This window comes from Wolbachia endosymbiont of Laodelphax striatellus (assembly GCF_007115015.1).
Lineage (GTDB): Bacteria > Pseudomonadota > Alphaproteobacteria > Rickettsiales > Anaplasmataceae > Wolbachia.
The window spans coordinates 556543-569966 of record NZ_MUIX01000001.1 but is presented as its reverse complement, the minus strand read 5'-3'; the positions used below and the strand labels follow the sequence as shown (position 1 = coordinate 569966).

The 13424-nt window shown below is 34.2% G+C and carries 9 protein-coding genes and 1 pseudogene; 3 read left to right on the top strand and 7 right to left on the bottom strand.

All coding sequences use genetic code 11. The features are described from left to right. The first annotated feature begins 76 nt into the window (after positions 1 to 76). The 3 genes from BVG17_RS02650 to rsmD all read left to right on the top strand — a co-directional run bounded on the left by BVG17_RS02650 (position 77) and on the right by rsmD (position 4618). Positions 77 to 3352 carry a TrbL/VirB6 family protein gene (locus tag BVG17_RS02650; RefSeq protein ID WP_143688840.1) on the top strand — a complete coding sequence of 1092 codons (3276 nt, stop codon included), beginning with the start codon at positions 77 to 79 and terminating at the stop codon, positions 3350 to 3352. Continuing rightward, on the top strand, positions 3336 to 3965 hold the full coding sequence (locus BVG17_RS02645; RefSeq protein ID WP_017532098.1) for a WD_0853 family protein: 630 nt from the start codon (positions 3336 to 3338) through the stop codon (positions 3963 to 3965). Before BVG17_RS02650 ends, BVG17_RS02645 begins: the two co-directional genes overlap by 17 nt. Positions 3966 to 4069: 104 nt before the next feature. After that, complete coding sequence (gene rsmD, locus BVG17_RS02640) at positions 4070 to 4618, top strand: 16S rRNA (guanine(966)-N(2))-methyltransferase RsmD (RefSeq protein WP_017532099.1); 549 nt, start codon at positions 4070 to 4072, stop codon at positions 4616 to 4618. Here rsmD and BVG17_RS09485 read toward each other — a convergent pair. The 7 genes and pseudogenes from BVG17_RS09485 to icd all read right to left on the bottom strand — a co-directional run bounded on the left by BVG17_RS09485 (position 4615) and on the right by icd (position 13307). Further along, entirely contained in the window at positions 4615 to 5964 is a 1350-nt protein-coding gene (locus BVG17_RS09485) for a hypothetical protein (protein WP_255359849.1), read from the bottom strand. The genes rsmD and BVG17_RS09485 overlap by 4 nt on opposite strands. A gap of 90 nt (positions 5965 to 6054) precedes the next feature. Beyond that, on the bottom strand, positions 6055 to 6645 hold the full coding sequence (locus BVG17_RS02630) for a COQ9 family protein (RefSeq protein WP_017532101.1): 591 nt from the start codon (positions 6643 to 6645) through the stop codon (positions 6055 to 6057). An 18-nt stretch (positions 6646 to 6663) separates the two neighbouring features. Next, positions 6664 to 8196 carry a UDP-N-acetylmuramoyl-L-alanine--D-glutamate ligase gene (gene murD / locus BVG17_RS02625; RefSeq protein WP_063630667.1) on the bottom strand — a complete coding sequence of 511 codons (1533 nt, stop codon included), beginning with the start codon at positions 8194 to 8196 and terminating at the stop codon, positions 6664 to 6666. A gap of 668 nt (positions 8197 to 8864) precedes the next feature. After that, positions 8865 to 9788 (bottom strand): annotated as a pseudogene (locus BVG17_RS10490) (IS5 family transposase). A gap of 182 nt (positions 9789 to 9970) precedes the next feature. Next, complete coding sequence (nth, locus tag BVG17_RS02610; protein ID WP_007301977.1) at positions 9971 to 10609, bottom strand: endonuclease III; 639 nt, start codon at positions 10607 to 10609, stop codon at positions 9971 to 9973. 21 nt (positions 10610 to 10630) lie between these two features. Then, positions 10631 to 11806, bottom strand: coding sequence for a hypothetical protein (locus BVG17_RS02605; RefSeq protein WP_063630634.1), 1176 nt, complete (start codon positions 11804 to 11806; stop codon positions 10631 to 10633). Positions 11807 to 11888: 82 nt separating this feature from the next. Further along, positions 11889 to 13307, bottom strand: coding sequence for an isocitrate dehydrogenase (gene icd, locus BVG17_RS02600; protein WP_063630635.1), 1419 nt, complete (start codon positions 13305 to 13307; stop codon positions 11889 to 11891). Between the last annotated feature and the right edge of the window lie 117 nt (positions 13308 to 13424).

Sequence of the window (13424 nt, the reverse complement as noted above, 5' to 3'; positions counted from 1 at the left end):
TATATGGAGTAACTAATTAAAAAGATATTTGAAGTAAGGTTTTAGAAATTTATTCTGTATTGGAAAAAGTTTAGGTATGCAATCACGCTTAGGCAAATGTTGGTTTAGGTTATTAATTTTGGTAATCTGTGTTCTGGTTACAGGTTGTAGTAAGAATGATATGCCTTTTCCAAGATGTATATCTGCTGATTATTTTGGTCCTGAACCCATTGCAATTGGTGCTCATTTTCCAATCGGTCATGATGCGTTTTTTCCAGAAGGTGAAAGTGGAGAACCTATTGATCCTGAAACCGGAGAAATCAATTATGGTTTTCACCCTAATCAAGTAGTGAAGTGGAAGGATACCGGCCTTGAAACCAATGGAGATAGTTTAGTAGTACGAGTAAATGGTGCATGGACATCTTGGAGCAATAGTAATAAGAAGAAATCTCAAAGTAGTTATAGTTTGGAAAGTTTGGAGCAGTTAAAATATGCAACCAAATTTGAAAGAGGGAAAGGTGACAACAGTCTGCCTGACTTTCACTTAGTTTGTAATGATTATAAACCTAGCATACAAAAATTTTCAAGTAAGCCTAAAGAAAGTTGCACTGTAAAGTGCAAGTGCATTAATGAAGATGATAGCGCAAATACAGTATCACGTGGTGCTCCATGTTGGTTTACTAACGGCCATGGTGCTTATCTTTTATTTAAAAGGCCTAGCGATTCTAGTCCTAACGAAAATTTAAAATCCATGCGTAACCCTGAGTCTCCTACTGTACATCTAGGTTACAATTCCGTAGCGGAAGATGGAAGTGGGCTTTTTACTTTAGACAGAGATAACACCACATTACAGGACAGGAGTTGTAATACGGTGAGGTTAGAAAAAGGATGGAAAATATATGTAAAGATATTAGATAGATATTATCTAGATAATGCAGGTGGCTACTCTTTTGAATTTTTGAGCGGAGTGCAGAAACCAAGTAACTTTGGATTTTTTGATTACATTTATAACTATCTAAAATGTGTATTATTGATTAACGAAAATTGTAAAAAGCATTTTGATAGCAATGATCCTGCAGCTGCACAGGCGATGTTCGAAAATATAGCTGAAAAAAGTACGAGCTTTCACAATTTTGTTCTTTCCTTGCTTGTTCTATTTATAGTGATTTCATCGCTTCTTTATCTTTTTGGAATGATAAGAGAAACTAAGCATGATATGCTCATCAGAATGATGAAAATCACTCTAGTAATAGTGCTTATATCTCCTGGAAGTTTTAGATTTTTCTATGATCATTTTCTTGTTTTATTTGTTAAAGGTCTTGAACAATTGATAAGCATAATTACTAATTTTGCTCCCAACATGAACACCGGAGGTAATTCAAACGTTGCTCAAGGAAATGAAGCTAAATTGTTTAGCTTCATGGAGGATATGTTTAATAAGTTTTTTGCTTACTCTGTTTGGAAAAAGTTTGCAGCATTTTTACATTATCAAATGTGGGCAAGTCTCCTTATGATACCGGCAATTTTTATAGGGATTGTCTTATATTTCCTGCTGTGTATGTATGCTTACATAATATTCCTTTCTGGTTTTATGGGTATAGCTTTTCTTGTAGCTATAATGCCGCTATTCCTAATCTCTATTTTATTTTCACCACTGAAAAGTCTATTTGAGGGTTGGATAAAATTCTGTATTAGTTTCTGTTTGCAATCAATTATGATATTTACCCTGCTGTCATTACTTGCTGCGATGATAATGAATACCTTTTATAAACAGTTAGGCTTTACTGTGTGCTATAATAAATGGCTTGAAATAAAGTTATGTGCTCCAAAATGGGTATTTGGTGGTTTTTGTATAATTGATAAAGAATACTTTAGCTGGACTCCAGGGCAAATTTTTGTACCTTATGCTATTGGAGAGGCTTCTACATTGAACGTAGATAAGAATATAGAAGGTATAGAAAAACTAAGCAGAATAGGTGGTACAGTAAAGTTTACTGGTGGCGCTGGATATATCCCTCTTTCACCAGATTACATTAATAAAGGTTTTCGTTATATAGATTATCCTTTCTTTAATCCAATTCCTGGAACTAAAGATAATCCAGCAGACCACTATATTGCGGAAAGTGATATGATAGTTAGTAATGGCTGTAGTGCAAAAGATCTAGTACGCTTAACAAATAGTTTATCTCATGCATCAGAGAGGGCTGACATTATATTACTGATCAACAATATAGAGAAAAGGATAGGTGATGTTAGTGAAATAATAAAACGCTACTGTCAAGATATAAATAAATGCAATAGTTATAGGGAAATAATTAATGAAATAAGATCTTTAGTGCGGAGTGCGGTAGAAAAACAAGGTTGTAGAATACTGAAACTTCATGATTTATATAAGGATCCCAACAGTGAATACTGTCAGAAATGTAAAGATTGTGAGGATTGCAAAAATTATCAAGAAAATAGTGATTACCAAAGGGTGCAAGACATACAGAGAGGTTATTTAATCAACGCAGGAGAGATCTTTGTATTGTTCTTGCTTTCGTTTTTGATGTTTTCTTTGAAGGAGTTTGTACAACAGATGGGCTCAAGCATTGCCGGTGGTGGGTTTGGTGTTTACAATATATCTAGTATGTATCAAGCATCACCTCTAACTGGTGTCACAGAGGGATTAAAGCAGCAGTGGCAGAACTTTGCTGGCGGAAAGTTAGAGTCTTTAGGCAGTTGGGTTACTCATTTACCAGATAGATTAGCTAAAGATGCGGCTAATCAGCTAGGTAAAATACCAAGAGTTGGAGGAGTGCTGAAATATGCTATTGATGTACCGCGTAAGCTTGTAGGTGCTACTATTGAAGCAACAAAATTTGCAACTGAAGCAACAAAATTTGCAACATCGCCTGAAAATGACGTCGATAAGCTTGAGGAAAAAATCTACAGGGCGTTTGGAATTGATAAAGAAGATATTGCACATAGAAGAATTGATAAATATTTAGAATATTATAAAGGATATGTAGGATCACATTTGGGCTATACAATAGAAGATGCTATGAAGTTTACTTGGGAACATGGTCTCGACTCTATAGGAATTAACCCTGCTACAGGAGAAAAGGATGGTTACCAGCATAATCTACTCTATAGAGCAAAAACATATAGACGGGAATTTCTTGAGAAGCTTCATGACTACACTATTGGCCGCAAGAGAGAACCAAAAGAAGATGAATCATCAAAAGAAAATAAGCCTAATCAATCAAATCGAAAATTAGGTACGGAACCAGAAACCCTAAAAAATACTACAGAAGCTATACGTGTCGGAGAAGATAGAGAGCGTCAAGATAATGAAAGGAATGAGAACATAGAGAATGATGAAGAATCGTAATTTCAAAGGGCTAAGTTATTATGGTCTTCAGCAAGACGAAGATGGTAATATCAAGTTAAACGATTACAATGATGTTTTAAATGCGCGCAGAGCGAGGGTAGATTTGTTACTAGATAGCACTAAGCAAGGTGATGTTAGTCTTTCAAAGCTAAATAAAGCTCTGAATGAGAGACTTATAGATGATAAAGGGCTATCGTCAGAATTTGATAAAGAAGACAAAGAAATTGCACAGAAGGAGCTTAAGATGTTCTCTATTTTAGACGATCTTGATAATCTTGCAAACATTGAAAGTGAAGATCTATTAGAGGTTAGTTTGTTACTATCAGATCTTAGTTTTATAGAGAGAAATATTGTGTTGAATGCCGATCAGAGTTCTGATTTAGTAGGATTTAAAAGTCTATTTATAGAAAAAAAAGCATCTGGTGAGGAATATAGTGATGAAGAGTGTCACAATTTCCTCGATAGTATAGAGAAAATCAATACTTTAATTAAGTTAGAGTTAGAAAGTAGAATTGAAGGGATGGGTCATGATGAAAAAAACAACCATGATGATTTACAAGACGAGATTGGTCGTGCAATCAGTATAGAAAATAAATCAAAGAAAAGCGATTGATCTTGCGTTCCTCCACAAGCAACCTTCTTTCTATTAGACTGCTGAAGCTATGTTGACATTAAATGTGTATTATAAATAATTAGTTAACTTCGAACTTGTTTTATATGTTACGTGTTATTGCGGGTAAATATCGTGGAAGAAAAATAACTACAGGCAAGAATTTAGCTGCACGGCCCACTATGAGTATTGTCCGAGAAGCAATATTTAGTATACTTTCTTCAAGAAAACCTATTTATAACCTAAATGTACTTGATTTATTCTGCGGAAGTGGCTCTTTTTCATTTGAAGCACTTTCTCGAGGTGCTAAACATGCATTCATGGTAGATTCAGATTATTACAATTTGCAACTGCCTAAAAAAACAGCAGAAGATTTTGGAATTACGAACGATATCACGCTAATTTGTTGCAATACTAACGGATTACCAAGACCTATTTCAAAGTGCGATATAGTTTTTATGGACCCACCTTATAATAGTAATCTAGTTAACTCAACTTTAGACAGGCTAGCTCACTCAGGCTGGTTAAATGATGATGCATTAATAATTCTAGAGATTAGGAAGAACGAAAATTTTGAGTGCAATAAAAACTTCAGTGTAATTTTGGAGCGTACCTACGGTATTGCAAAAATAATTTTTCTTTCTCTATCAACTTAAACTTGTATAGGCTTTTCATTGACGAGTTTCAGTTCTATTTTCGTCAAGTTTCCGGAGAAATTACTTATTCTGTAGTGCCCTAGATCAAAATTTTTATTAAATTCAGAGTCTATTAAATATTTATGCGCTTCTTCAATAAATTTATTTTCTTTTTCTTCGTAACTGGTGTATTTTGTTATATCATTATTATCCTCACGATAAACTAAATGTTCTTTATGATCAGCATGAATATTTTTGCTCTTACACTCCGTGTCTTGAGGATCGTGTTCAAGTACTATATTCCATCTAAACCATTCAGATGTGGATGAATCTGGAAGTTTACCAACGAGTTGTGCTTCCTGTGGAATTACAGTATCGCCTTTCCTGCCAGCAATTAATACAGGGCATTTTGTATTCTCTATAATCTCTCGTGAATTAAATTCCAATCCGCAACGATTAAACCAAAAATTCAAGAATTTTGCAGGAAGCCGTCTCATGAAAAAATTCCCTATCCCATGAGGAAAGTTATTAGTTGCATCCTTAAGTGAGCTATAAGAATTACTATGAATTAATGTTAAATAGATACCTTGTTTTTCAAATCTTTTTAAAACTTCTGCTGCAATTCCTCCTCCAAGAGAGTTAGTATCCAAAATTATATTGTTTGGATGCACACCTTTTACAAGTAACGTGTTTACCATTGCCATTCCTGCCTGAACTAACTTTTCACCGTTTGTTAGAAAATTATATAGTGCTACAATCTTCTTTCTTTCCAAAAGAAACTCTATAATATCTTTCATATCTTTTTCCAACTCTTGATCACAAGCTTCTACGTCTATTTTCTGATCTTCACCTATAAGTTCTTTTTTATAACACTTTATCCACTCAGGGCTGACTTCATTTTCCAAAAAGCTTTTAATTCTATGTATAACAAACCTTTCCTTAATAAAATTAAAAAGTAACCATAAGCAAAGTACGACGACATGTATGGTAGTCAAAATTGATAGCACTACTGATGCAAAAGCTAACCCTATAAGTACCTTTTTTGATTTTTGATTCTGGTATGCCAAGTATAACGACACAATAGAAGCAGTGGACAATATAGCAGAGCATAACCATAGTGATAATATTATCCTATTGAATTTTCTTTCTTCATCGTTTAATTCTTTTTGAAAGAATTCTGGATTAACAATTCTAGAAAAATAAGGATAGTCAAAATAATGCTTAACTAACTTACTTTCTTGCCCCTTAGATACATCTTTACTAAGAGCATTAACCTTAATACACCCAAGTACTCCAAAAAAGTTTACCACGTGTTTTGTATTTTCTTCTCGCTTGATATTACCATTGGTGTAATAAATAACTTTCATTTCCTTTTTAATAAACATTAAATATTCTAACATAAAGATAAAAAAAAACAAGATAATCTTAGAATATAAATAACCAGTGTGATGGAAAGCTTATAAGAAGTTTCTTATGATTCCTTTTAAGCGAGTTTTGAATTTTTGAAACGTCATGACATTGTTGATACGCCTGTCAAGAAATGAGAGAGTATCCACAAAATCTTCTGAGTAATCATTGATAAAAAAAAGTATCGTACTTAAGTACACTCCAGCTAATATTGCCCTTTTTGTATAATAATTAAAATCTGTTGATTGATCGTAAATACCGTACCAAATTGTGCTCACAGTTTTGTACAAGAGTTTACTAGAAAAGTATGTATTTTGGGGTAATATGGAGAATGATAAAACATTTTTTAAACACTCTCTGTAATTTGGTAACTTAGCGTAGTTTGAAAGGCGTATTTGAATAGCTAACTTTACCCGCTCTCGCACTTTCATATCTTCTAAATTGGAATTTCTTAGTTCAGCTTCCATTGAGCTATTTAAGTTTTCTGCTATGTACTCCAAAGCACTATATATTCCATTTTGAAATTTACAAAAACTATTGGCTAAGTTAAGGTTCGTGCACGCTTTCAATAAGGTTGCATCACTTATTCCTTCAAATGGAATAACCTTAATCAGCTCATCTACTATTAACTTTTGCTCCATACAACATTATACTAAACACTACATGTAATTGTACCTGAGATTTTCAAACATTCTGCAAAATGCTTCACCGCGTTCTTCAAAATTTTTCCACTGATCAAAAGAAGAACATGCAGGAGAAAGTAATATCGCTACTTCTTCTTTGCTATTTATGGCCTCTTCAAAAGCCAGTTTAAATGCGTTTTCTAGATTATAGCACTTCATATAATCTATTTTGTTCTCCATAATGTTTGCAAAAACTTCAGTTGATTCTCCAATAAGAAAAGCTTTTCTAATCTTGGTGAAATGCTTGCTTAATGATTCTATTCCGCCTTTTTTGCTTTTTCCGCCAACAATCCAATATATGTTTTTATAAGATAAAATTGCCTTTTCGGTCGATTCTGCATTGGTTGCTTTGCTATCGTTGATAAAAAGTACATTATGTATTTTGCCAAGAAATTCATTTCTGTGTCTTAGCCCTGGAAAGGATTTGATTTCATTGACAATAGTGCTGCTATCTACTCCAAGTAACTTGCACACAGCGTGTGCAGCTACTATATTTTCTACATTGGATACTAGGTTTACTTTCATATCACTCATTGATAAGTTGTGATTCTCTAGTTTTAGCGAGATATCCTGGATCTCAGCACTCCTTTTGTCATCCAAGTAGCTGACACTGGGATCCAGATAATTTCGATCTATACCAGTAATCTGTTCACTATAATCAAGCAAATTGTTATCTGCCAATGATATTAGATCTCTTGCACTACCCTCTATCATCTGAGTAGTTGGCAATGGTTTTTCTTTTCTGGTCATGCGCTGGAATGACACCAGGGAATATGTTACTGAAATTGGAATTTTGTTCCCAGTGAATTTATTGAATACATCAGCGGTAATTTTGTTATCACATCCTATCACGGCAATCTTGCTACCATTTATCAATTTTAATTTAGTTTCTATGTAGTTATTCATACTTCTATGTCTATCTATGTGGTCTGGTGTGATGTTGAGCAATACAGAAATGTCTACATTAATTTTATTTATTAGCTCCAATTGAAAAGAGGAGAATTCAATTACATAAATTTCTGCGTCTCTTTCTAAATCCAAAATAGGCACACCTAAATTCCCGCCAATAGCTACTTTTTTGCCTGTGGATTTTAATATGTGCCCTATTAATGACGTGGTGGTTGATTTGCCATTTGTTCCGGTGATGCCTACAACCTTCTGGCTTGTAGTTTTAGTTTCAAGAAATAGCTCAATGTCTGATTTTATTTTGCAGTTAAAGTTTCTTGCAAGTTTTACTATCCAATGTGGCTCTGTTGGCACTCCAGGGCTCAAAATTAGTGTGCTTATCTCATGCCAATTATACTCATTGGGATGAATAAAGTTACACTCTTTATATATTATTTTTGCATTTGCTCTTTGCTCTTCATTATCATCCCATGCATATATTTTTGCACTGCTTTTTGTTAGGGCATTAATGACGGACAAACCAGTTTTACCAAGGCCGAAAACCGCAACACTTTGATTTTTGTATTTGTTTAGTTGCACTTCTAGATAACTTATGCGAACCATTTTATAAAGATATAATACAAATTATAATGACTTCTTCCATAGTTTTTGGCAGCGCTTAACTTTATTGTCACAACCTTAGCCAACAGAAAATTCCTTGACAGATTTTGCCAACTCCCTTACTCTTACAATAAGAGTATTTATTCTTGTTTTTGATCTGCGCAGATTCAATGACAAAATTCAGTAAAAAACTCAGATATTTATTGGCAAATTACATAAAATTATAGCGGCTGCATGTCTTTTTATTTTTTCTACATTCAGCCAAATCGCGCTTGTTAGCACATTATCAATTTACATTATTAAAACTCGCTATACGGGGATTCTTTTGTCTTTTTTAAATTAGTTAATGTCTTAATATTTGTAACTAAAAGAGCAGCGCGTGGCTCACAGCTGTACGAACATTGTGATTTGGGCTAAAAAGAGGGTGTCATGCGAGTAGCCCCTTAGGCGTCATCCCAATGCGTGACACTGAAATTCAGAAATTTTTGAGCACAAAAGAGGCCATCTTATGGTAAGTTTTTGTTGGTAAGAAAGGCTGGATCCCAGTGTCAAGCACTGGGATGACAAGAAGGAGAGTACCCTGATGATATTCCATCATGTCATCCCAGTGCTCCGACACTGGGATGGCTTTGTTGCACAGCTCTTCGGATGGTGGGTAATGTATAATAAATTCATGAAGCTATATCAAACTTAGCCATGCCTATTTCAGTAAATTTGTTAAGCAAATAACACTTGAGTAGCAGTTCCTTCTCACGATTAATCTCAGATTTATTCCTAAAACTAAATCCAAATATTTGCTTCAGTCGCGAGAAAAAACTTTCTATATAAGATCTCTTCCAATAATTTATCTCTTTTTTCCACCTCTTCATACCATCTTCATCATATGACTTTATGAGCTTATTTCTCTCATCCATATAATCCAACTTTGGATGCTCTACTGCATTATTTTGCGGAGGAATCCTTGTCTTTATGTCAAACTCATCGCACAGTTTATATAACTTCTTTCGATCTGTCTGCATATAGTGTGCTTATATTATATTAACATCAATCCTTGCAATAAGATCACATAGTGGTCGGAATAAACTCCACTACTGTATTTTGCAGCTATAACTTTTTTACTACCTATCTCTAGCATTACATCTTGTTTGCTCATAGCGGCGATACTTTCTATCTGTACCATTTGCCTTACTATGGCCTGGAATATTATTGTAGATGCTGATACCTGTACTATCTATAGCAATTTCAATATCTTCCATATCGTTCTTATCAACTCTGCAGTCGTTGATTTTGATATTAAGCTTTTTAAACCTTCTTGAAGCCTGCGAATAGCTGATAATTTGCAAAATTTTCCCTATTTGCTCAAGATATTTCTCTATAAATCCCACTGTTTGCCTAAGACCAATCCTGAATAGATAGGTTATTATGTGAATTAGAATCACTACTTTGTCGCTGTAGACATTGTTGCCACCTGCTACTTTTGGACTATTTTCGTACCAATTTTCAATGGCATCGTTGATATAATGAAAAACATTTCCCCTTTCTTGAAGAAATTTGTTATATTCATTGCAGTTACTGACTTTCATTCTTATTGACATATTTTTCCTTTGTCGGCTAAATATCTATTTTATAACAAATTCCATCAGTAACTGCCTGTTCTTTCCTTGAGTGGTGCAACAAAGCCCACTGGGATCTAGAAAAAAAAGAACCAATATCTGGGAACTGTCATCATAAAGGAACCAACTTGAATGATAAAAGTAAGAAATATCGAAGTGTTGTGCTAGACTTTATACCTCTTGCATTCAAACTCACATAAATCATGAATTGTGCACGCTTCACACAAAGGTTTTTGTGCCTTGCAAATGTATCTACCGTGTAAAACTAGCCAATGATGAGCATAAAGTAGGTATTTTTTTGGCACTACATTCAAAAGAGACTGCTCTGTTTTAAGTACATCTTTTTCTTTCACAAGCCCAACTCTATTGCTCACTCTAAAAACGTGAGTATCAACTGCCAATGTTGGAATACCAAGCCCTGAATTTAAGAACACATTAGCGCTCTTTCTCCCAACCCCTGGTAAAGATACCAAATCATCGAAATTAGTAGGCACTTTGCTATTGTACCTCTCAATCAATATTTTGCTGAGCCCGATTATATTTTTTGCTTTGGAATTATATAAACCAATACTGCTTATGCATTTTCTCAGCTCACTTTGCCCAAGATTCAACATCTTTTCTGGCGTATCAGCGATACTAAATAGCTCCTTTGTAATTTTATTAACACTTATATCGGTCGTCCGCGCTGACAGAACTATTGCAACTAATAACGTAAAATGATTGGTATAATTTAGCTCTATTTTTGGCGCAGGATTTGACTGTTGAAATTTTTCAAATATTAATTCTACTTTTTTTGAGTCCATGCATAGAGCTAAAAGCTTATACTATACTGTTTGCTGTGCAAATTCAATTGCTTGAGGATTAGATAGTCCTTCAGTATTAACATCAGACATATCAGTTTTTACCTCATCAAAATTCCTCTCAGCAAATTTGCTTGCCACTTCTGCAAAACACTTTCTAACAAGAGGCATAATTATCGGCATTAATAGCCTTCGTGGATCATACCGTCCTAACAGATCAGTCTCCTTTTGCACTCTATCTCTTGGATCCTCTTCTAGTAAATCTTTTGTGTGCTTGTCAGCATATATTTCACAGCCTTTTGAGAAAACAGGAGCTAACATTTCAATTAATACTGCCAATAACAATAGTGGACCAAGTACAGCTCCACCAACAGTTAATCCATTAGCAATGAAATTTATTGTAACTAAATAAACAGAAAAAGCAGCTAAAGGATAGTTGATAAGAAGCTTACTACTTAGCTCGATATAGCTCATTTTACTCATGAATTCATCAGTAGAAATTTCTGAATTTTTATACTTTTCCATATAATAATTCACTAATAAACCAGAGGCTCTACTAATAGCGATGTTAAATGCTATGATCCACCATGAAAAATAGCAACCTATAGTAACTGTAGTTAATAGAGCTAAAGGCAGAAGACTTATTTTTGGGACAAGCAGTAGAGCATTTTTGTGCTCTATAAATTTCAATGCTAATTGTTTTTTATCCTCATCTACTAGATCCTTTTTGTTCTGTAGAGGAGAAATATAAGAGCGTAATTGCTCAACATCATCTCTAGCACAACCCCCATAAAGTTTTTTTTGCAATATAGAATTCAATTTTTTGTAATCCCCACCTATAGCTTCTTCACCAATCCCTAATGTACTAAATAGCTTCTTCCTATAGTGAAACTCTCTTGCCGTTAAACGTCCATCACTTTCAGCGCCAATACTGACTTTAACACAAGGATTTCCTAATTCTAAAGGCTCAATATATTTTTTTAGCTCTTGATAAGCTTTATAAATTCGATCAAATCTATTTTTGTCTCCACCTTTGTCAGGATGGTTTACAAGTATCAATTTATTATATTGTTTTTTCAGAAACTTGCTAAGAGCTTGATAATCCTTACCTACAATTTGTTCAGCTTTTATCTCTAGTACGTTAAACAGATCATTATTATCATAAAACTCCTGACCAGTTAACTTAAAATGTTGACCCATTACTGCACCTCACATAAATACACGATACTATTAGTATAATATATTTAATGTTTCACACAAGCATAAAAATATCAAGCAACCACTAAGAGAAGAAACCCTCTTTCCCATCATACAAATACAACTTATCCATTCTCACCACATCAAAATTATGTTCCTCAAATTTGATTAGCAAGTTATTCACATCACTATTTGTAATTTCATTATTTGCAATGAACCTGCAGGTTATTTGGTCACTTGAAGACTTTGAGCCTCCTGGCCAAATTGCAAGTCCTTTTGAGTATATTGCTATCATTTTCAGATTACTCGATTCAAATAACCTAACTATTTGATCAAAATTGTTGGATTTGTCGCAGGCAAGCGTTATATCACTACCCACTAGCTTTTTAACTTTGTAATCTTGTTCGTAATGGTCTTGTACTTTATTTATTTTACTATCCAAATCACTGCTAATTATAAGCTCAGTTAACGTTGTGGGTTTTTTCCCTAGATTATCTATAACAGCTTGTGCAAATTCTTTTGTCCCAACTTTCTGCTTGCTCTTTTTCTCCTTATATAAATCAGCAGTGTGTATTCCATCTTCCAAGGTTTTTAACCATGCATTGTAAATTAGCTTTGCAGTACTCACTTGACCGATATAGACCAACATATGTACTGCGGCATTTAAAAGACCAGAAGGATTAGCCATGTTTTTTCCTGCAATATCAGGAGCAGAACCGTGCACTGCTTCAAACATTGCATATTCATTACCTATATTGCTACTTCCTGCAAGCCCTACAGAACCTGAGGTTTGTGCCACTATATCTGATAATATGTCGCCATATAGATTTTCAGTTACTATAACATCGAAATTCTCGGGCTCTGTAGCAACTTTTGCCATTCCAATATCAACTATATAATGTTCTATCTTTATATTTGGGTATTCTTTTGCAATACGATCAAACGCTGCATGAAAAGCGCCGTCAGTCATTTTCATTATGTTGTCTTTAGTCAGGCAAGTTACTTTCTTTCTGTTGTGTTTTTTCGCATATTCAAAAGCGTACCTGCATATTTTTTCTGAGCCAGATCTAGTAATAATTTTAGTGCATTGGTAAGAATCACCAGTGAGCCTATGCTCTATTCCCGTATAAACGTCTTCTTCATTTTCACGTATTACAACAACATCAAATTTATCGAATTTATTTTCTATAACAGGGTGATACGAAATGCATGGTCTAATATTTGCATACAGCCCTAAGTTCTTTCTGAGCGCAACGTTTAAGCTTTTGTGCCCTTTACCTTGAGGGGTTGTTGTCGGGGATTTGAGTAATATCTTTGTCCTTTCGATAGATTCCCAACCACTTGGAGAAATGCCGTGAGACCATTCTTTACTATAAACACACTCTCCTATTTCAATAATATCTACTGAAATCTTTGCTTTCGCTTCACGCAATATCGATAGCACCGCTTCCATAATTTCTGGTCCGATACCATCACCATACGCAACTGTGACTGATGTTGACATAACTTCCTTAACTGTAAATGATTTAATGTTAATTCAAATAATATAGTGGCACAAGTAGCTAATATTACCCAAATTAGTATATTTATGGTTATTTAATAACGTACTTTTATATTATAT